This is a genomic window from Kitasatospora sp. NPDC088134 (assembly GCF_044741705.1).
GTDB lineage: Bacteria > Actinomycetota > Actinomycetes > Streptomycetales > Streptomycetaceae > Kitasatospora.
On the sequence record NZ_JBIUTD010000004.1, the window covers coordinates 82,529 to 101,840 of the forward strand.

17 protein-coding genes and 1 pseudogene are annotated in these 19,312 nt (G+C 74.1%); 13 read left to right on the forward strand and 5 right to left on the reverse strand.

Going from position 1 to position 19,312, the window contains the following annotated elements:
* Positions 1-358: 358 nt before the first annotated feature.
* Complete coding sequence (locus ACIOHG_RS08255) at positions 359-853, reverse strand: ATP-binding protein (RefSeq protein ID WP_400946927.1); 495 nt, start codon at positions 851-853, stop codon at positions 359-361.
* A gap of 200 nt (positions 854-1,053) precedes the next feature.
* On the opposite strand from ACIOHG_RS08255, the gene ACIOHG_RS08260 reads away from it, so the two are divergent.
* The 8 genes from ACIOHG_RS08260 to ACIOHG_RS08295 all read left to right on the forward strand — a co-directional run bounded on the left by ACIOHG_RS08260 (position 1,054) and on the right by ACIOHG_RS08295 (position 10,114).
* A complete protein-coding gene (locus ACIOHG_RS08260; protein WP_400946929.1) occupies positions 1,054-1,926 on the forward strand; it encodes a helix-turn-helix domain-containing protein in 873 nt (290 codons plus the stop codon).
* Positions 1,923-2,144: a DUF397 domain-containing protein gene (locus ACIOHG_RS08265; protein WP_400946932.1), complete on the forward strand. Its 222-nt coding sequence runs from the start codon at positions 1,923-1,925 to the stop codon at positions 2,142-2,144. The genes ACIOHG_RS08260 and ACIOHG_RS08265 overlap by 4 nt, the downstream gene beginning before the upstream one ends.
* 288 nt (positions 2,145-2,432) lie before the next feature.
* Complete coding sequence (locus tag ACIOHG_RS08270; protein WP_400946934.1) at positions 2,433-4,148, forward strand: threonine/serine exporter ThrE family protein; 1,716 nt, start codon at positions 2,433-2,435, stop codon at positions 4,146-4,148.
* A 70-nt stretch (positions 4,149-4,218) separates the two neighbouring features.
* Positions 4,219-5,175 carry a hypothetical protein gene (locus ACIOHG_RS08275; RefSeq protein WP_400946936.1) on the forward strand — a complete coding sequence of 319 codons (957 nt, stop codon included), beginning with the start codon at positions 4,219-4,221 and terminating at the stop codon, positions 5,173-5,175.
* Positions 5,176-5,405: 230 nt separating this feature from the next.
* Positions 5,406-6,689 carry a C40 family peptidase gene (locus ACIOHG_RS08280; RefSeq protein WP_400946939.1) on the forward strand — a complete coding sequence of 428 codons (1,284 nt, stop codon included), beginning with the start codon at positions 5,406-5,408 and terminating at the stop codon, positions 6,687-6,689.
* A gap of 124 nt (positions 6,690-6,813) precedes the next feature.
* Positions 6,814-7,833, forward strand: a complete 1,020-nt coding sequence (locus tag ACIOHG_RS08285; protein WP_400946941.1) for a GNAT family N-acetyltransferase — start codon at positions 6,814-6,816, stop codon at positions 7,831-7,833.
* A 96-nt stretch (positions 7,834-7,929) separates the two neighbouring features.
* Positions 7,930-9,222 (forward strand): GNAT family N-acetyltransferase, encoded by a 1,293-nt coding sequence (locus ACIOHG_RS08290; protein ID WP_400946944.1) that lies wholly within the window; start codon positions 7,930-7,932, stop codon positions 9,220-9,222.
* A 367-nt stretch (positions 9,223-9,589) separates the two neighbouring features.
* Complete coding sequence (locus tag ACIOHG_RS08295) at positions 9,590-10,114, forward strand: hypothetical protein (protein WP_400946947.1); 525 nt, start codon at positions 9,590-9,592, stop codon at positions 10,112-10,114.
* Positions 10,115-10,132: 18 nt separating this feature from the next.
* Here the strand turns inward: ACIOHG_RS08295 and ACIOHG_RS08300 are convergent, their stop codons facing one another.
* Positions 10,133-10,963 carry a TetR family transcriptional regulator gene (locus tag ACIOHG_RS08300; protein WP_400946949.1) on the reverse strand — a complete coding sequence of 277 codons (831 nt, stop codon included), beginning with the start codon at positions 10,961-10,963 and terminating at the stop codon, positions 10,133-10,135.
* A gap of 340 nt (positions 10,964-11,303) precedes the next feature.
* Here ACIOHG_RS08300 and ACIOHG_RS08305 point away from each other — a divergent pair, with 340 nt between their 5' ends.
* Positions 11,304-11,825, forward strand: coding sequence for a GNAT family N-acetyltransferase (locus ACIOHG_RS08305; RefSeq protein WP_400946951.1), 522 nt, complete (start codon positions 11,304-11,306; stop codon positions 11,823-11,825).
* Positions 11,826-12,020: 195 nt separating this feature from the next.
* Here the strand turns inward: ACIOHG_RS08305 and ACIOHG_RS08310 are convergent, their stop codons facing one another.
* The gene (locus ACIOHG_RS08310; protein ID WP_400946953.1) at positions 12,021-12,371 is read right to left on the reverse strand and encodes a DoxX family protein; all 351 of its coding nucleotides are present in this window, start codon (positions 12,369-12,371) and stop codon (positions 12,021-12,023) included.
* A 97-nt stretch (positions 12,372-12,468) separates the two neighbouring features.
* Here ACIOHG_RS08310 and ACIOHG_RS08315 point away from each other — a divergent pair.
* A pseudogene (locus ACIOHG_RS08315) lies at positions 12,469-12,816 on the forward strand (winged helix-turn-helix transcriptional regulator); the annotation flags it as partial.
* A 123-nt stretch (positions 12,817-12,939) separates the two neighbouring features.
* Here the strand turns inward: ACIOHG_RS08315 and ACIOHG_RS08320 are convergent.
* A complete protein-coding gene (locus ACIOHG_RS08320; protein ID WP_400946956.1) occupies positions 12,940-14,175 on the reverse strand; it encodes an MFS transporter in 1,236 nt (411 codons plus the stop codon).
* A gap of 112 nt (positions 14,176-14,287) precedes the next feature.
* Here ACIOHG_RS08320 and ACIOHG_RS08325 point away from each other — a divergent pair, with 112 nt between their 5' ends.
* On the forward strand, positions 14,288-15,247 hold the full coding sequence (locus ACIOHG_RS08325) for a LysR family transcriptional regulator (protein ID WP_400946959.1): 960 nt from the start codon (positions 14,288-14,290) through the stop codon (positions 15,245-15,247).
* 123 nt (positions 15,248-15,370) lie between these two features.
* Here the strand turns inward: ACIOHG_RS08325 and ACIOHG_RS08330 are convergent, their stop codons facing one another.
* Positions 15,371-15,976, reverse strand: coding sequence for a YceI family protein (locus ACIOHG_RS08330; protein ID WP_400946962.1), 606 nt, complete (start codon positions 15,974-15,976; stop codon positions 15,371-15,373).
* Positions 15,977-16,209: 233 nt separating this feature from the next.
* Here ACIOHG_RS08330 and ACIOHG_RS08335 point away from each other — a divergent pair, with 233 nt between their 5' ends.
* Together ACIOHG_RS08335 and ACIOHG_RS08340 are read left to right on the forward strand one after the other, a co-directional pair.
* Positions 16,210-17,274 (forward strand): AAA family ATPase, encoded by a 1,065-nt coding sequence (locus ACIOHG_RS08335; protein WP_400946964.1) that lies wholly within the window; start codon positions 16,210-16,212, stop codon positions 17,272-17,274.
* Positions 17,271-19,082, forward strand: coding sequence for a hypothetical protein (locus ACIOHG_RS08340; RefSeq protein WP_400946967.1), 1,812 nt, complete (start codon positions 17,271-17,273; stop codon positions 19,080-19,082). The genes ACIOHG_RS08335 and ACIOHG_RS08340 overlap by 4 nt, the downstream gene beginning before the upstream one ends.
* The last annotated feature ends 230 nt before the right edge of the window (positions 19,083-19,312 follow it).

Below are 19,312 nucleotides of genomic sequence, written 5' to 3' on the forward strand. Positions count from 1 at the left end.
GGGTAGGTACGCGCCGCAGTGGGGACGGGCTTCGGGGTTCGACTCAAACGAGCTTCTGGGAGTGGAGTTGGGCGCGCATCCGAACGCGGCGGACGTAGTGGTTGGCTCGCTCGTACCCCGCCCGGCAGTAAGGCAGGGTCACCTGTTCGCCCCCGGCGGTCGTGATCAGCGGCCCGGGGGCGACCAGGGTCTGACGGTCGCAGCACACACAGCGCCCGAAGCGCCACTGGCGGCGGGGCGGCAGAGAAACCAGCTGCGGGTCCGTCGGGTTCGCCCGCGTCGAATGTGGTCGGTGGGCATGATGTCCTCGGTCCCTCCTTCCGCTCCCGCCTCGTCCGGCGCGTTGGACAGTTGGCGTTCACGCGGCCGGGCGCGCCCCGGGCCCGGAGCGACTTCGGGGCGGACGGTGGGGCAGCAGACACCTGACCTGCTTACCGACCGGCGTCAAGGTGACCTCCCAGCCCGGTGCGAGTGCCGAAGCGAGCAACAACCCCCGACCGCCCTCGGCCTGCCGATCGCCGGCCCTGGTACCACGCCGTCGCGGCAGTTCACCCGGCTCCGGGTCATGGACCCTCACCCTCACCCCGTCCGTACCCGTGGCAACCTCGACGACCAGCGGCACCCCGTCCCCGCACGCTCGGACCGCGTTCCCCACCAGCTCGCTCACCAGCAGCTCCGCGTCCTGGGCCAGGTCGAGGCCGATGCCGGCCTTGCCCAACCTGAACACCGCCAGCCGCCGCATCCTCGCCAGGCTCCCCCGGCCGGCGACCAGGTGGACGGTCACACCTGCCGCGCCGTCCTGGACGTAGAACCCGGGTTCGCTCTGCAACAGTTCGTCGACTGCCGTGTCCACGGCTCCTCCCTATCTGCGGGCTAGCGTCCGCGCAGCATCGGAACAAGTGACGCTCGGCTGATGTCGATTGACGATCAGTTAGCGCCCGCCCTCAGAGCATGGGCCCTTCTTGAGTTGGGCGCAAGGTTTCTACTTAAGTGGGTCGATCGTTTGAATGAGAGGGCTCGCCTTGCTCGCATGGGCAGTGCAACACTCTGCGCATGTCCAACTCTCCGCTGGTTCCCACCGTCCGGCGCCGTCAGCTCGGCAAAGCCTTGAGGGGCCTGCGCAACACGGCAGGGCTGACGCTCGACGGTGCGGCCGAGGCCATGGGCTGGAAGGGGCCGAAGCTCTCGAAGATCGAGAACGCCACCCAGTCGATCCGCCCCGCCGAACTCGCCGGCCTGCTGACGGTCTACGGCGTCAGTGACCCCGAGGTGTCCATCGCTCTGGACAGCCTCGCCAAGGACGCCGGCAAACGAGGCTGGTGGCAGACCTACGGCGGTGTGCTGTCCCCGGCCTATGCGGACTACATCTCGCTGGAGACCGATGCGGAGAGCATCCGCATCTACTCACCAGGACTGGTTCCCGGGCTTCTGCAGAGCGCGGCCTACGCGCGCGAGACCATCGCGGCGATCGCGATGACCCGCACCCCCGAGGAGGTCACCGCCCTGGCCGAGGTCCGGCAGGCCCGGCAGGCTGTCCTCAGCCGCACCGGACGCCCGCCGCTGGACCTGTGGGCGATCATCCCCGAAGCGGTCCTTCACCAGCGCTTCGCGGTGCGGCCGGCCATCATGCGCGAACAACTGCAGCGACTGCTCGACGCGGCCGAGCTGCCCAACGTGACGATCCAGGTCATGCCCCTGGAGGCCACCCTGCATCCCGGCACCATCGGCGGCTTCAACCTGATCGGGTTCCCCGGGCCGCTGCCCGATGTCGTGCAGTTGGAGAACCTGCTCGGATCGTCCTACGTTGAGGACGCCGACGGCGTGAAGCTCCACGCCGCGGCCTTCGAGCGAATCCAGGCGACCGCCCTGCCGCCGGAGGATTCGCTGGCACTGATCGCACGCATGGAAGAAGGAACCCGCAAGTGAACGCACCGAAGGCTGACCTCTACGCCTACGACCTCACCGCCGCCGAGTGGCGTAAGTCCTCCGCCAGCGGAGGAGAGGGAGAGTGCCTTGAGGTCACCGACCTGCCCGATGGGGGCCGGGCCATCCGCGACTCCAAGAACCCCGACCGCGCGCCTCTGTGCTTCACGGCTCGCGAGTGGGAAGCCGCCAAGGCAGGCATCCTCGCCGGCGAACTCTGAAGCTTCGCCGTCTTCGAGCGTACTGGTCGGAGGGGCCGGCGTGGCGATCGGTCGGGCTGCTCGTGCTGGTCACGGGTGGAAGTCTGCGGCCGGTGGCGATGACCGGGTCGTCGGGGTCGTCGGGCTTGTCCACGCCGAGGAGGCCGAGGTCGGCCAGGGCGCCGAGTCCGACCAGCACGTTCGAAGACGGCTAAGCTTCCTTGTTCGCACCGGCGCCCCCCATCGGGCAAGGTGGGGGCCAGCAGGCCGCCCCGGACGGGCGGGCGGCCGGGGAGGCGGAGGAGCACCGTGTCCGATCGGGAGCCGGAGGGCGCACCGGCGCAGCAGGCGCCGCCCACCGAAGGGCTGCTCGGGCCCGACGTGCCGCCGATCGAACGGGCCGTCAGCATCCCGCACGCGCCGCCGCCCGCCCAGACCGAGGGCCTGCTGGGCCACAGCCTCCCCGACCCGGGCGAGCCCGTCCGGGCCCGCAACCCGCTCGCCCAGGACACCCTCACCCCCGAGGAGTGGAACGCGGCCGGCTACACCCCGGCCCACGGCATCGACCTGGCGGAGCTGCACAAGGGCGCCCCCGGCGACGCCCCCTGGCCGGACCGGATGCGCACCCTGCTGCGCACGCCGATGGCCGAGCGACCGGCCTTCGAGCGCACCCCGCGCGAACTGCACCCCGCCGCGAGCGGCCAGGCCCAGCGCAACGTGCCCCGGGTGCTCGACCTGTCGCTGCGGATCGGCGAACTGCTGCTGGCCAGCGGCGAGGCCGCCGAGGACGTGGAGGCCGCGATGCTCGGCATCGCGCACGCCTACCGGCTCGACCACTGCGAACCGCAGGTCACCTTCACGCTGATCTCGATCTCGCACCAGCCCTCGCTGATCGACCCGCCGGTCACCGCGGACCGGGTGGTGCGCCGCCGGACGTCCGACTACACCCGGCTCGCCGCGGTCTACGAGCTGGTCGCGGACATCACGGCCGAGAAGGTCACCGTCAACGACGCCTACCGGCGGCTCGCCGAGATCCGCCGCAACCGGCACCCGTACCCGGTGTGGCTGCTGACGGTGGCCACCGGCCTGCTGGCCGGCGCGGCCTCCTTCCTGGTCGGCGGGCAGCTCGACGGCAAGGCCTGGCTGGTGTTCGTCTCGGCCTTCGTCACCGCCGCGGTCGGCGACCGGCTGGCCTCCTTCGTGGCCCGCCGCGGACTGCCCGAGTTCTACCAGTTCGTGATCGCCGCGATGCCCGCCGCGCTCTGCGGCATCCTGCTCTCCTTCAACGACCTGCACCTGCGCGGCTCGGTGGTGATCACCGGTGGGCTGTTCGCGCTGCTGCCCGGCCGGGCCATGGTGGCCGCCGTCCAGGACGGCCTGACCGGCTTCTACATCACCGCGGCCGCCCGGCTGCTGGAGGTGGTGTACCTGATCGCGGGCATCGTGATCGGCGTGATGCTGGTGCTCTACATCGGCGTCAACTACAACGCGAAGCTCCGGCCGGACGAGAGCATCGCCGGCCTCGCCCCCAACCCGCCGGTGCAGCTGGTCGCCGCGGTCGTGCTGGCACTGGCCTTCGCGATGCTGCTGCAGACCGACCGGCGGGCGCTGTCGATGGTGGTGCTGAACGCGGGCATCGGCTGGGCCGTCTACGGGGTGCTGACCCGCGCGGGCATCTCGGCGATCGTCTCCACCGGCATCGCGGCCGGCCTGGTCGGCCTGTTCGGGCAGCTGCTGGCCCGCTACCGGGCGGCCTCCGCGCTGCCGTACGTGACGGCCGCGCTCGGCCCGCTGATGCCCGGTTCGGCGCTCTACCTCGGCATGCTGGCCTTCGCCCAGGGCCACGCCTCGGTCGGACTGGTCTCCGCCTCCCGGGCCGTCGCGCTGGCGCTGGCGCTGGCCATCGGCGTGAACCTCGGGGGCGAGGTGGCCCGGCTGTTCCTGAAGAACCCCGGCGCCAGCGACCGGGACACCCCGCACCTGCTGATCCCGCGCCGGGCCGCGAAACGCACCCGCGGCTTCTGACCCGGCGTCACCCTGCGGCCGGCCCACCACCCGGGGCGGCCCGCGCACCCGCGAGAAAAGGCACCACCCGATGATCAGTGCACTGCTGGACGGCTACCGCCACCACATCGTGGACGCCCACAAGCAGCCGCTGTTCCTGTTGCTGACCGGGTTCATCTCCTCCTTCGTGTTCATCCGGTTCAGCACCCGGATGATCCGCGCCCAGGTCCGCTGGTGGCCCGGCAACGTCACCCCCGGCGGGCTGCACATCCACCACATGGTGTTCGGCCTGGGCTTCCTGCTGCTCGGCGGCATCGGCGTGTTCGCCACCAACGGCGGGCACCCCTGGATCGACTGGTTCGGCCTGGCCTTCGGCATCGGCTGCGGCCTGGTGCTGGACGAGTTCGCGCTGATCCTGCACCTGGACGACGTGTACTGGAGCGAGCAGGGCCGCAAGTCCGTGGACGCGGTGATCCTCGGCATCCTGCTGACCGCGCTGCTGCTCACCGGCTACGTCCCGCTCGGCGTGGTGCCCGGGCAGGACACCCGCTGGGGGCTGGTCGCGGTGATCGGCGTCAACGCGCTGGTCTGCCTGGTCGCGCTGCTCAAGGGCAAGGTCTGGACGGGCCTGCTCGGCATCATGGTGCCCGGCCTGTCCTGGATCGGCGCGATCCGGCTGGCCCGCCCCACCAGCCCGTGGGCGCGCTGGCGCTACTCCGCCCGCCCCCGGCGGATGGCACGGGCGATCCGGCGCGAACGCCTCCTGCACGCGCGCGTCGACCGGGCCCGCACCTGGCTGTTCGACCTGATCGCCGGGGCGCCCGACAAGGTCCCGGCCCACCACCCCAAGGCGCACGCCGTGGTCGAGCGGATGGCCGCCCGGGCGCTGGCCCACCGCCACCCCGGGGCCCCGACCGGCGGCCGGCACCCCGCCGCCCAGGCCACCGACCCGGCCCGCCGGGCCCGGGCCCAGCGCCGCCGCCGCACCGTCCGGGCCGGGCGGCCGCGCACCACCGCCACCGGCAAGCCGCCGCAGCGGGCCCGCTGACGGTCCGTCGCGGGGGCGGTCCGGGCGCGGGGGCGTTCCGTCCGCGGGTTCCGACAATCCGACATCTCACCCGCACGGCGGCATGGCGCTGGCATCGATCGATCGACCGGTCTGCGAACCTGACGGTGCGTAAACGGATTGTCACGTCATGGGACATCCGGTCGATCATCGGAACCCGCCGCCAGGCCAGGGCCCGTCCGCCGCCGGAACCCGTCGAGAGAGGACCCGTCATGCCCCGCAGGCTCCTCCCCGCCCTCCTGCTCTGCTCCGCCGCGCTGCTCGCCCTGCTGCCGGCCGCGAACGCCCCCGCCGCCCCCGCTGGCCGCGCCCTGACCCGGCCCGCCGACGACCCGGCGCCGGGCGGTGGCCAGGACGCCTTCCCGTCCACGGACGAGATCGCCCGGGCACACGCCGACACCGACGCCAAGGCGGCCGCCGCCGCCTCCGCCGAAGCCGCGCTGACCGCCGCGCAGGGCGAACTCGACCGGGCCGGGCAGGCGGCCGAGCAGGCCGTCGAGGCGTACAACGGGGCCCAGGTCCGGCTGACCCGGGCCCGGGACGCGGCCCGGGCCGCCGCCGCGGCCGCCACCCGTGCGGAGGCCGACCGGGCGGCCTCCGCCGAACGCGCCGCCGGACTGGCCGCCGAGATCTACCGGCAGGGCGCCTCGCCGCAACTCTCCGCCCTGGACGCCCTGTTGGGCGCCCGCGGCACCGGCTCGCGGTCCGACCAGGCCGCCGCCGTCGGCATCGCCGGGGCCCAGACCCGGCAGATCCTCGACCGGGCCACCGGCACCGCCCGCGCCGCGCAGGCCGCCGCCGGGGCCGCCCGCGCCGCCGAGGCCGCCGCGCAGGACGCCGCCGAACGGGTCCGGGCCGCCGAGGAGCAGGCCCGGCAGCGGCTCGCCGAGCAGCAGCGCCAGGTCACCGAGAGCGGCCGCCGCCGGGAGACCCTGCTCGCCGAACTCGCCGCCGCCCGCGACACCACCGTCGACCTCGAACGCCGCCGCCAGGAGGCCCTGGACGCGATCGCCGCCCGGGAGGCCGAGGAGGCCGCCCGCCGCGCCCAGGCGGAGGCCGAGGCCGCGGCCGCGGCCGCCGCCGAGGCCGCCCGCCACCACGCGCCCCCGCAGCGCGAGAGCAGCTGGTCGGCCGGCGGCTCCACCGCCGCGCTCGCCTTCGCCCGCTCCGTCCTCGGCCTGCCCTACATCTGGGGCGGCGAGGGCCCGCAGGGCTACGACTGCTCCGGCCTGACCATGATGGCCTGGCGCCGCGGCGGCAAGGAGCTCACCCACTTCGCCGCCGACCAGTACGCCGAGTCCACCCCCGTCACGTACGCCCAACTCCGCCCCGGCGACCTGGTGTTCTGGACGAAGACCGGCCGCGCCGCCGACATCTACCACGTCGCCATCTACCTCGGCGACGACCAGATGATCGAAGCCCCCCGCCCCGGCACCGCCATCAAGCAGGCCAGCCTCTGGATCATGGGCCGCCCGGACTTCTACGCCCGCCCCTGAGCCCGGGCCGCCGGCCCCGGCCGCACTGTCCCGCAGGGGCCGGCGGCCCGGGGAAAAGCCGTACGGGTACGAGGGATTCGGCCCACACTGGAGCGTCCACAGCCGTAGCGCAGACGGAGCACCGATGACCCTCGACATACAGCCGCTCGATCCCGAACTGGCCCCGGAACGGCAGTTGGTCGAGTACCACGCGATGCGGGCGGCGGCCGTGGCCGTCGACTTCCCCGAGGACCCGCCGCTGACCTACCGGGCCGCGATCGGGCGGCTGCGCACGCCACCGGTCGAGGAGGGGCCCTGCCGGTTCTGGGTCGGCACGCTGGACGGGCGGCTGGCCGGCTCGGTCCGGCTGGCGCTGCCCGAGGGGACCAACGACGCGATCGCCCACGTGGAGGTGCACGTCCACCCCGAGCAGCGGCGGCGCGGCCTCGGCACCGCGCTGCTCCGGGCGGTGCTGCCGGCGGTGCTGGCGTCCGGGCGGCCCACCGTCCTCGGGCATCCGATGAAACCGGACTCCGCCGGGGCGGTGTGGACGGCCGGCCTCGGCTTCGAGGTGACGCACAGCATGGTGATGCAGGTCCTGGACCTCGCGGCGACCCCCGCCCGGCGGTGGGAGCTGCCCGGGCCGGCCGGCTACCGCCTCGCGCACTGGACCGGGGCCGCGCCCGACGAACTCCTCGACTCCTACGCGGTGGCCCGGGAGGCCGTCCAGGACGCTCCGCTCGGCCGCTCCAGCTACCGGCCGATCAGCTGGACCCCGGCCCGGGTCCGGGAGAACGAACGGGAGTTGGCGGACGCCGGGGCGGAGCAGCGGGTGGCGGTCGCGGTCGAGGACGGCACCGACCGGATCGCCGGCGTCCACGTGGTCCACTTCTATCCGCACCGCCCCGAGATCGGCTACGTGCACGACACCTCCGTGCTGGCCGAGCACCGCGGCCACGGACTCGGCGCGGCGATGAAGGCCGGGCTGACCCGCCGGCTCCGCGCGGAGCGGCCGGACGCGGAACGGATCTGCACCACCACGACCACCACCAACCGCTGGATGATCGACATCAACCACGGGCTCGGCTACCGCACGGCCAGGACGATGAACTGGGTCGAGACCCCGGCGGAGCGGCTGGCCGAGCGGCTGGCCGAGCTGACCTGAGCCCCCGGCCCCGGCGGCTGCGCGCTCCGGTCGGGCCGGGTCGGAGCGCCTAGAAAATCGGGTGTCCGGGCCGGACGGCCGTCGTACGGTGGCCGGATGGGCAACGACGCACAGCACAGCCCCGACCAGGGCATCGAGATCCGGCCGATCGTCCGTGAGGAACTGGCCGTCTGGGACCGGGCGATCGCCCGCGGCTTCCTCCGTCCGCACGTCGCCCCGGCGACCGAGTGGCGCGAGCTGCTCTTCGAACCGGGCCGGATGCTGGCGGCCTTCGACTCCACCGACCCGACGCCGGAGGGGCCGCGCTGCGTCGCCACCTTCCGCAGCTACGACACCGGGATGACGGTGCCCGGCGGGGCCCAGCTGCCCGTCGACGCCGTCACCGCCGTCACGGTGAACTCCACCCACCGGCGGCGCGGCCTGCTCAGCGGCATGATGCGGCAGGACCTCGCCGCCGCCCGCGAGCGCGGCTCGGCCGCCGCGATCCTGATCGCCGCCGAGTACAACATCTACGGCCGCTTCGGCTTCGGCTCCGCCGCCCCGCTGGCCGGCTGGCGGGTCGACGTGCTGCGCTCCGGCGGTCTGCGCGAGGACCTGCCGGTGCACGAGGGCCACCGGATCGACTTCGTCGACCTGGACGGGTTCCGCAAGCTCGGCCCGGAGCTGCACGAGCGCTGGCGCCCCACCCAGCCCGGCGCGATCGGCCGCCCCGAGCACTGGTGGCGGCTGCGCTCCGGCGAGTTGGAGCTGCCGGGCTTCGAGTGGAAGGAGGCCTTCACGGCCGTCCACCGCACCGCCGACGGCACCGTCACCGGCCTGATCAGCTACTCCGTCGAGGACAAGTGGGACGGCGCCTACCCGGACTGCCCGCTGACGGTCCGTGACTTCCTCGCGCTGGACGCCCCCACCGCCAACGCGCTGTGGAAGTTCGCCTTCTCGGTGGACTGGGTCCGGCACGTGGTCGCCTCCGGCCTCGGCCCCGGTGACCGGCTGCCGCTGCTGCTCAAGGACCCGCGCGGTGCCCGCCCGCACGAGGAGGCCGCCGACTTCACCTGGCTGCGGCTGCTCGACCTGCCCGCCGCGTTCGCCGCCCGCCGCTACGAGGCCCCCGGCCGGATCGTCCTGGACGTCACCGACCGCTACGGCTGGACGGCCGGCCGCTGGGCGCTGGAGGCCGCCGCCGACGGCACCGGCCGGATCACCCCCACCGAGGAGCCCGCCGAACTCGCCCTGGACGTCTCGCACTTGAGCGCGCTCTACCTCGGCGGTGAGACCGCGACCCGGCTGGCCGACGCCGGTCTGATCACCGAACTCGCCCCCGGCGCCGCCCGGTCGGCCACCACGCTGCTGCGCACCGCGCGGGCCCCCTGGAACCCCGACAGCTTCTGACCGCCCCCGCTCCACCAACTGCCCTGCCACCGAGGCGCGGCAGACCGGTCCACCCGGTCTGCCGCGCCTCTTGCGTTGTCAATTCCCGCATTCCGTGAATCACCCGCCCGAGCGCCGAACAATCGTGCGATGGCGCGGGGTTGGCGAAAGTCTGGCGTTCCGCTCCGAGCTGCGGAAACGACTGTCGGATTACCGCTCCGACGGGTGAACGCGAATTCGGCCGCGCCGCTTTTGTTCGAATCTGACGGATCGACAGATCCCGTGCGGCTGCCTAGCGTTCGGGCAAGGAAATGCCCCGGCGGGTGCAGCAACACCCCCGGGGCGTGGCCGAATCCAATCCACGTTCAGAGAAACGGAAAACTTCGGCATGACGAACTCTACCGCTTTTTCCGTCGCCTGTGGCGCCATCGCCCTTCTCGTCCTCGCCACCGCCCTGGCGCTGCTGGTCGCCGGGGCCGAGCCGACCGGACGGCACCGCGCCGGAAGCGACGTCCCACCACCCCGGCACCGGGCGGACCGCCGCGAACCCTGGTCCGCCCCCGCTCCGCCCCGGGCCCCGAACGTCCGGGCCCCGCACGTCCTCCCGATCTGCTCCGCGTACCGCCGCCCGGTCCCGGTGCACGTGCTGCGCCGCACGATCATGCCGAAGGTCCCGCTGGTGCGCGCCCGCGCCGCCCGGGTGACCGTCCGGTACGGCCCGGCCCCGATCGCCACCCCCAGGGTCGTCCCGCTCTGGACGGCCTTCGCCGAACAGGCGCTGCGCGCCGAGCACGCCGAACGGGACCGCCAGGAGGCGGCGGAGGCGGCGGGGGCGGCGGCGGTCCGGGCCGAGCTCCCGCCGCGCCCGGGCCACTCCTCCGGACGTCCGGCCGGTCGGGCCGATGCGGCCTGAACTCCTGCCCGACGGAGGCTACTTGACGACCGCCTTGCCGATGCTGGGGAGCACGAAGTCCTGGATCAGGCCCTTGGCGTCGCGGACCAGCGGGCGGAACACCCGGTAGCGCGAGAGGTTGATCAACCGGGCCACCAGCGGGGTGGAGCGGCGGACGAACTCGCGGGTGCGCTCGGTGTCCGGCGTCCGGTCGAAGACCCAGTAGAGGACCACGATCATCAGGTACAGCCAGAGCACGTCCGGCAGCAACTCGACCAGCTCGCCGTCCAGTTTGGGCGCCAGGTCGGAGCCCTGCAGCACGTCCCGGAACAGCTCGACGGCGGTGGCCCGGGCCGGGTGCGACTCATTGGAGAACGGGCTGAGCGCGCTGTTCGGGTCGGCGGCGGTGCGGAAGAACTGCGCGGAGAACTCGTGGTACGGCGCGGCGGTGTCGATCCACGACTCGACGGTGATCCCCAGCCGCTCGGCGAAGTTCCGGGTGTGCGCCATCCGGGCCCGGGCGTCGGCGGCGTGGTCGTACGTCATCCGGTCGTAGAAGCCCTGGATCAGGAACTCCTTCGCCGAGAAGTAGTAGTACGCGTTGCCGACCGAGACCCCCGCCTCGGCGGCGATCGCCCGCATCGTGGTCTTCTCGTAGCCGCGCTCCTGGAACAGCCGCATCGCGGTCTCCAGGATCAGCGCCCGGGTCGCCTCGCTCTTGTCGGTCTTCGGCCGGGCCCGCCCGCCGGCCAGCTCCCCGGGCGCGCCCGCGGACGCGTCGGGCGCCGGGCCGTCCCCGCCGCCCGCGCCCTCCGCGCCGCTCGCCCCGAGCGGGCCCTGGTCCGGCCGTCCCCGGTCGTTCTCTGGCACCTTCGCCCCGTCTGCCCGTTCGCTGTGACGCGCGCTGTCTCGCGGTCGCTTGCAGATACCGAGCCTAGCCCGGACCGGGACAACTCCGGATCGGGAGGGCGAATCGGCATACCAACCGGTCGGCCGGTGCCCCCCGGCACCGGCCCCACCGTCCTCGCGCACCGCCCGCCGGTCCGGCACTCCCCTCGTACCGGACCGCCCCCTGCCGCGGTCCCCCCACGGCCCACGGTCGGCGCCAGGGCCCCGAGCGTCTTTCGAACGCGTTCAAAACCCTGTGGGACCAGACTCTAGGGCATCCGTTTGAACACGTTCAACCCCGCGGCTGTGGAAGGCTGGCCGGATGTCCCCGACCCCCGCCGTCCCCGGCCCGCCGCGCGTGCGCGAGGGCACCGCCGCGGACGCCCCCGCCGTTGCCGCCCTGTACACCGCGAGCCGCCGCGACGCGTACGCCGGACTCCTCCCGCCGGAACTCCTCGACGCCGACGCCGCCCAGCAGGACCTGCTCTGGGAACTCCGCCTCACCGCCGACTACGGCCCGCCCGCCGACACCCCCGTCCTGCTGCTCGCCGAAACCCCCGGCCACCCGCCGCTCGGCTTCGCCCACCTCGTCCCCCTGGACGGCACCGTCCACCTCGAACACCTCCACGTCCACCCCGCCCACACCGGCCGGGGCCTCGGCAGCCTCCTCCTGCGCACCGCGCTCGACCGCCACCCCACCACCCCGCTCCGCCTCGACGTCCTGGCCGCCAACCACCGCGCGATCACCTTCTACGAACGCCACGGAGCCCGCCTGCTCGGCACCGGCACCGCCCACTTCCCGGACGGCACGACCCTCCCGGAACTCACCTACGGCTGGCGCTGAAAAGGGCCCCGCCAGGGGCCCGGGGAACGGCGGTGCCGAGGGGCTGCCGTCCGACGGGCCGCTGGGCGCCACCCCGTTTCGGGCCGGAGGTCTTCGGCGAAAGCCCCGTCGCGCCCCACTGTGCCCTGGCCCCACGCCTCTCGGCCCCGCCGTTCCCCGGGCCCCTGATTTCCCTGACGCTCCGACTGTCCGCTGTCAGAGGGTGGCGGCGCGCAGCACGATCAGGGCGACGGAGGCCAAGGCGAGGACCGCAGCCGGAGCCGCGCCCTTGCGGTCGCCGACGCGCACATGGAAGGCGACCGCCCCGGCGAAATAGAGGGTCAGGCCGATCGCGGCGGCTATTCCGACGGGCCCCCACCGGAGTCCGGTGAGCACACCGGCCGCGCCCGCGATCTGAGCGCCGATCAGGAAAGCCATCATGCTCTGCGGCACTCCGAGGGTGGACATCTGCTCGGTGATGTGCCGCGTCCGCAGGGACTTGGCTCCGGCCGATACCAGCAGGAGCGCCGACATTAACACGGTGACGACGACAAGGGAGACGAACATGGCGGAAACCTCGATCGTGCGAGATGCGAGTAAGGGAACGTGCGCACCTCGACGACGATAGGCGGCCGTCAGGTACCTCCAGGTAACCTTCGGGAGCATGAGCCTGCGACCCGGAATCGGCTTCCTCGCCGACTGTCCCGCCCTCCTGGCCATGGAGATCATCGCCAGCAAGTGGTCCCTGGTCACGCTCTTCGCGCTGACCGACGGCCCGTTGCGCCACGGCGAGTTGGTCGAACTGAGCGGTGGCATTTCGCGCAAGGTACTGACCCAGACCCTGCGCCGGCTCCAGGCCAACGGACTGGTCGAGCGGCACGCGTACGCCGAGGCGCCGCCGCGCGTGGAGTACAGCCTGACCGCTCTCGGGCGGACCCTGGAGGAGCCCATCAGGATGCTCACCGCCTGGGCCCGGGAGAACGGCGAGGCGGTGGTCACCTTCCGGGAGGCGGCCGAGGCGGCCAGGACCGTCGAGGCGGCCAGGACCGTCGAGGCGGCCAGGACCGTCGAGGCGGATCGGGCGACCCCGGCCGCCGACGGGCGGCGGCAACGGCAGGCCCTTCCGCAACAGTGATCAAGAACTACGGCTGGAGTTCCGGGAGTTGACCGTCCGCCGGAAGGCCGTCGCGGCGAGGACCGCCGCGCCCGCCGGGAGGAGGTAGCCGGTGCCCGGGGCGGTGTGCTGGGCCAGGGTGCCGCCGAGGGTCGCGCCGGTGGAGATGCCGATCAGGATCGCGGAGACGGCCAGGGCCATGCCCTCGGTCAACCTGCGGGCGGGGAGCAGGCCCTGCACGAACGTCATCCCGCTGGCCATGGTGGGGGCCGTGCCGGATCCGGCGGCGAGGAGGGCCAGGGAGAGCGGGAGGAGGCCCGCCCGGGTCAGGCCGGCGGCGAGGGGGAGCAGCATCAGGAGGGCCATCGCGCTCGCGCCGAGGGCCAGTCGGGTCGCGGGCGACCGGCGCGGCCGGATCGCCCCGAACACCAGCCCGGAGACGCACGATCCGGCCGCGACCAGGCCCAACAGCGGGCCGCCGGCCGCCTGGTGGCCGAGCGCGTCGGTGTACGCCAGGGTGGTGACCTCCAGTGCGCCGAACAGGATGCCGGTGGTGAAGAAGCCGGTGAGTACCGGGCGGAAGCCCGGAGTGCGGATCAACCCGCCCGCGCGGGAAGGGTGTTGGCCGGAGGCGGGGGGTTCGGTGGCGCGCTGGGCGGCGAACAGCAGGGTGCCGGCGGTGCCCAGCGCCCAGGCGGTGAGGAGTCCGGCCTCGGGGGCGACGGTGGTGGCGAGGGCCATGCCGAGGACCGGGCCGGCCATGAAGCAGAGCTCGTCCAGGGACTGTTCGAGCGCGTTGGCCCGGTGCAGCAGGGCGGGGTCGGCGCGGTGCAGGTGGGCCCAGCGGGCCCGGGCCATGCCGCCGAGGTCGGGGCTGCTGCCGGAGAGGGCCCAGCAGAGGAAGAGCGTCCAGGCGGGCGCACCGGAGCGGGCGCCGAGCAGCAGGCCGGCGGTCGGCAGCGCGGTGGCGAGGGCGGCGGGCACCGCGACCCGGGCCTGCCCGTGGCGGTCGACCAGTCGTCCGAGCAGGGGGAGCAGGGCGGCCCCGGCCAGGACGCCGGTCGCGGAGAGGGCCCCGGCCAGCGCGTAGGAGCCGCGCCGGTCGGCGATCAGGACCACGACGGAGACGCCGTTCATGGCGAGGGCGAGCCGGCCGAGCAGCCCGGACAGGGTGAAGGCGAGGGCGCCGGGCGCGGCGAACACCGGACGGTAGCGGGCGAGCGGCAGGACGGACGACAGGGCGGGCGGCAGGGGCAAGGAAGGGCTCCGGGGGAGTGGCGGGGGGAGCCTCCAGCCTCGGGGCGGGGGAGCGGCGCGGTCCAACACCTGCTCCGCCGGATCCACCGGATTCCGTTGTTAATCTCTGCGGGTGCCCCGAGACGTCCACCCCCGCCTGCTGCGCAGCTTCGCCGCCGTCGCCGAGACCCTGCACTTCGGCCGCGCCGCCGAGCGGCTGCACCTCGCCCAGCAGGCCGTCAGCCGCGATGTCCAGGCGCTGGAAAGGGAGTTGGGGTGTGCGCTGTTCCACCGCTCCACCCGCAGTGTGGAGTTGACCGACACCGGGGCGGCACTGCTGCCGAAGGTGCGCCAACTGCTGGAACTGCAACGGGAGATCACCGCGCTCGGCGGGAACCGCGCCCTGCTGGTTGACGTCAACAGCCCGGGCGGGGAGCGGGAGTTCACCGCGGAGCTGGTGCTCGCGGCGGCCCGCCGGCGCTGCCCGGAGGCCGAGCTGCTGGCCCGCTACTGCGGTGGACTCACGGCGGCCGCACGGGAGTTGGCTGCACACCGGGTGGACGCCTCGTTCGGCCGGTACGCCGGACTGCCGGCGGCGGCCCGGGCCCGGCTGGCGCACGTGCCGGTGCGGCTGGAGCCGATGGCGGTGTTCCTGCCGCTCGGGCACCCGCTGGCCGCACTGCCCGCCGTTCCGCTGGCCGCGCTGGCCGGGCATCCGGTGGACGTGTTCGCGGGGCAGCCCGACACGGCGGAGTGGACGGACCTCGGGCGGCGGCTGCTCGCCGAGCACGGCCTGGCGGCCGCGCCGGGGCGGACCCCGCCGGTGGGCCCGGCCGAGTTCGCCCGCTACCTGGTCCGGCACGGCAGCCCGGTGCTCACCACGGTCCGGGCCCTGGACGTGCTGGGCGGCGTGGTCCGTGCGCTGGTCGACCCGGTGCCGCTCAGCCTGGTCGGCCTGGTGCACCGGGCCGGCGACCGCCGTCCGGGGCTGGCCGCGCTGCGCGCCTGCGCCGCCGAACTGGCCGCCGCCGAGGGCTGGTTGAGCCGACCGCCGGGCTGCTGGCTGCCCGCCGAGGACGCGGCGCTGCTGTAGCCGTTCCCGGGCCCGGGAACGGCGGCGCCCCCGCCGAGGGGGACGGCGGGGGCGTGACCGGGATGGCCGGAGGGTCGCCGACCGGAGGGCCGGTGGCCGAACTCGCGGCGGTGACAGGCGGGTTCAGGAGGCCCGCACGGCGGAGATGTCCAGCGTCAGCTTGACCTTCTCGCCGATCAGCACGCCGCCGGTCTCCAGCGCGGCGTTGTAGGTCAGGCCCCAGTCGGTGCGGTTCACGGTGGTGCCGCCCTCGAAGCCGACCCGGTTGGCGCCGTACAGGTCGGTGGCGGAGCCGGTGAACTCCAGGTCGAGGACGACCGGGCGGGTGGTGCCCTTGATGGTGAGGTCGCCGTGCAGGCGGTAGGTGTCCTCGTCGACCTGCTCGGCGGAGGTCGACTTGAAGGTGATCTCCGGGTGGGCGGCGGCGTCGAAGAAGTCGCCGGTGCGCAGGTGCTCGTCGCGCTGGGCCTGGCCGGTGCTGATCGAGGCGACCTTGATGGTCAGCTCGGCGGTGGAGGCGGCCGGGTTCGAGCCGTCCAGGTGCAGCTTGCCGTCGTACTCGGCGAACTCGCCCCGCACGTTGGTGACCATCGCGTGGCGGACCGCGAAGCCGATCTTCGAGTGCGCGGCGTCGATGGTGTAGTCGCCGGTCAGGTGGGCCAGGTCCGGGCCCTGGGGGGTGGTCTCGGTGGCGGCGGGGGTGTTCTTGCTGCGGTTGAAGATGCCCATGGCTCGTTCTCCTCGTGAGGGTCGAAGCCGTTTTGTTGAGGCTTCAACTTGTTCGATGTCCCCACCGTACGCCGATCTGGTTCAACTTTCAACCATGCGGCGAGAAGTTGTCCGGAGTTCCCCCGAACGGCCCTGTCCACCGCTCCGTCCCCAGGCTGTGGAAAACCGGATGCGTCCGCCGCCGCCCCCGGTCCACACTGACCGCCGGAATCCCGCAGACCTCCAGGAGAGCCGTGCAGTCCGCCGTCAGCGTGTCGCCGTCCCAGGTCCCCGAACTGCTGCTCGGCCTCGCCACCGTCCGGCCGGTGTTCCTCTGGGGCGCGCCCGGCATCGGCAAGTCCTCGCTGATCAACCAGTTCGCCGACGCGCTCGGCCTGGAGTGCGTCTCGCTGCTCGGCACCCAGCTCGCCCCCGAGGACCTGATCGGCGTCCCGCAGATCACCCCCGAGGGCCGGTCCCGGTTCTGCCCGCCCGAGACCATCGCCCGCGAGCAGCCGTACTGCCTGTTCCTGGACGAGCTCAACGCCGCCACCCCGGACGTCCAGAAGGCGTTCTACTCGCTGATCCTGGACCGCCGGATCGGCAGCTACGAACTCCCGCCCGGCTCGATCGTGATCGGCGCCGGCAACCGCGCCACCGACGGCGCGCTCGCCCGCCCGATGCCGTCCGCCCTGCTCAACCGCCTGGTCCACGTCCACCTGCGGGCCAGCGCCGACGACTGGCTCGGCTGGGCCGCCGGGCACGGCATCCACCCGTGGATCACCGACCACCTCACCGACCGGCCCGACCACCTGTGGTCCCCGCCGCCCAAGACCGAGGAGCCCTTCTCCACCCCGCGCGCCTGGCACATGCTCTCCGACGCGCTGCACTCCTTCGGCACCGGCCTCGACGAGGACACCCTCAAGGTCCTCGCCCACGGCCTGCTCACCCCCGCGCACGCCGTCGCCTTCTGCGGCTACGTCAAGATCGTCCGCAACGCGTACGGCATCGAGGCGATCCTCAAGGGCGACGCCTCCTGGCCGCACCGGGTGGAGGACCGCGACCTGCTCTACTACCTCGCCGACTCCTTCCGCGGCCGCCTGGTCAAGGAACTGCCCGCCCGCAAGGAGCACGCCTCGCCGACGGTCCGCCAGCACGCCTACCGCTCCAAGTCGCTGCTGGTCCAGCTCGCCGAGATCTCCGTCGAGGTCGCCCAGACCGTCATCGCCGACGGGCCCGACGGCAACCCCGTCCTCCCGGCCTGGTTCCTGATCGAGGCCGCCCGCGACCTGCCCCGCCTGGTCGAGGCCCGCCGGTGAGCCGCCGCCCCGCCGCCGCCGAGCCCGAGAAGGCCGACCCGGTCAAGGCCGCGTTCGCCGCCGGCCTGGCCCGGGCCAGGGGCAACCCCGCGCTCCGCGCCGTCCCCGCCGCACTGTGCGCCCGGGACGAGGCGGACTGCGGCCTGCACCCCGCCACCGGCTGGGTGGCCGCCGACTCGCACGGCGTCCTGCACCACAACCGGCACCGCCGCGCCGAACCCGAGGAGTGGGCCTGGGCCCTCGCCCACGCCATGCTCCACCTCGGCTTCGGCCACCTCCCCGCCGACCGCGGCCCGCGCGTCCAGCCCGACGCCGCCGCCCTCACCGCCCGCTGCGCCGTCGTCAACCGCTTCCTCGCCACCTTCACCGTCGGCCGCGCCCCCGACGACCTCCCCGCCCGGTGGCCCGGCGGCGACGAGGACGAACTCGCCGCCCGCTGGCGCCGCGACGGCGTCCCCGCCGAGTACCGGGCCTGCGGCACCGGCGGCGACCGCCCTGACCAGCACCTGGCCCGCTGGTACGGCCACGACGACCCCGAGGACTGGACGCTCGCCTTCGCGCACGCCCTCACCCGCACCGTCTCCGCCGCCATGGACGTCGCCGCCGGCCGCCGCGAGACCCTCGACGGCCACCGCCTCCCGCAGCGCCCCTGGGAGCGCGCCCTCGGCTGGTTCGTCGCGAACTACCCCCTGCTCGGCGGCCTCGCCGCCGGCATGACCCTGGTCGCCGACGCCGAACTCGCCCGCGCCCACGGCATCTCGGTCGCCGCCGTCGACGCCGGGACGGGCGAGATCTACCTCAACCCGCTGCGCCGGTACACCGACGAGGAGTGGCGCTTCATCCTCGCCCACGAGATGTTGCACGCCGCCCTCCGGCACGGCGACCGGGCCGGCGGCCGCGACCCGTACCTCTTCAACGTCGCCGCCGACTACGTTATCAACGGCTGGCTGCTGGAGATGGGCGTCGGCCAGATGCCCGAAGGACTGCTCCACGACCCGGAGTTGAAGGGCCTGTCGGCCGAGGAGGTCTACGACCGGATCGTCCGCGACCGGCGCCGGGCCCGCCGCCTCGCCACCCTCCGCGGCAAGGGCGCCGGCGACATCCTCGGCGAACCGCTGCCCCGGGCCGGCGGCCCCGGCTGGGTCGACCTGGACGAGTTCTACCGGCGCGGCCTGCTCCAGGGCTTCGACCTGCACACCCGCGACCGCGGCCTGCTCCCCGCCGGACTCGTCGAGGAGATCCGCGCCCTGGCCCAGCCGCCGCTGCCCTGGGACGCGCAACTCGCCCGCTGGTTCGACGAGTTCGTCCCCCGCCCGGAGCCGCTGCGGTCCTATGCCCGCCCCTCCCGCCGGCAGTCCGCCAGCCCCGACATCCCGCGGGCCGGCCGCCACCACCCCGAGGAGGAGACCCCGCGCTGCACCTTCGGCGTCCTGCTCGACACCTCCGGCTCGATGGACCGCACCCTGCTCGGCAAGGCCCTCGGCGCGATCGCCTCCTACGCCGCCGCCCGCGACGTCCCCGCCGCCCGGGTGGTCTTCTGCGACGCCGTCCCGCAGGACGCGGGCTACCTGCCGGTGGCCGAACTCGCCGGCCGGGTCCGGGTCCGCGGCCGCGGCGGCACCGTCCTGCAACCCGGCGTCGACCTGCTCGCCCGCGCCCCCGACTTCCCCGCCGGCGCACCCCTGCTGATCATCACCGACACCGACTGCGACGCCCTCCGCGTCCCCCGCCGCGACCACGCCTACCTGGTCCCCCGCGGCGCGACCCTCCCCTTCACCCCGCGCGGGCCCGTCTTCCACCTCTCCTGAGACCCAGGGGCTCGCCGGGCCGGGGAGCGAAGCTCCAGGGGCCCGGGGAACGGCGGCGCCGAGGGGCGGGTGTCCGAAGGGCCGCTGGGGGCTGCCCTGTTCCGGGCCTGAGGTCTTCGGCCGCCGCCCCGTGGCGCCCCACTGTGCTCCGGCGCGCGGCCCCTCGGCCCCGCCGTTCCCCGGGCCCCTGGGTTCGTTCCTCCCGGTCCCCTTGTCTGCGCAGCGATCTA

Bases quoted from the DNA above. Each gene is read 5' to 3' on its own strand.
- ACIOHG_RS08260 (WP_400946929.1), top strand. From the start codon at position 1,054: ATGTCCAACTCTCCGCTGGTTCCCACCGTCCGGCGCCGTCAGCTCGGC.
- ACIOHG_RS08275 (WP_400946936.1), top strand. From the start codon at position 4,219: ATGATCAGTGCACTGCTGGACGGCTACCGCCACCACATCGTGGACGCC.
- ACIOHG_RS08280 (WP_400946939.1), top strand. From the start codon at position 5,406: ATGCCCCGCAGGCTCCTCCCCGCCCTCCTGCTCTGCTCCGCCGCGCTG.
- ACIOHG_RS08285 (WP_400946941.1), top strand. From the start codon at position 6,814: ATGACCCTCGACATACAGCCGCTCGATCCCGAACTGGCCCCGGAACGG.
- ACIOHG_RS08290 (WP_400946944.1), top strand. From the start codon at position 7,930: ATGGGCAACGACGCACAGCACAGCCCCGACCAGGGCATCGAGATCCGG.
- ACIOHG_RS08295 (WP_400946947.1), top strand. From the start codon at position 9,590: ATGACGAACTCTACCGCTTTTTCCGTCGCCTGTGGCGCCATCGCCCTT.
- ACIOHG_RS08305 (WP_400946951.1), top strand. From the start codon at position 11,304: ATGTCCCCGACCCCCGCCGTCCCCGGCCCGCCGCGCGTGCGCGAGGGC.
- ACIOHG_RS08310 (WP_400946953.1), bottom strand. From the start codon at position 12,371: ATGTTCGTCTCCCTTGTCGTCGTCACCGTGTTAATGTCGGCGCTCCTG.
- ACIOHG_RS08330 (WP_400946962.1), bottom strand. From the start codon at position 15,976: ATGGGCATCTTCAACCGCAGCAAGAACACCCCCGCCGCCACCGAGACC.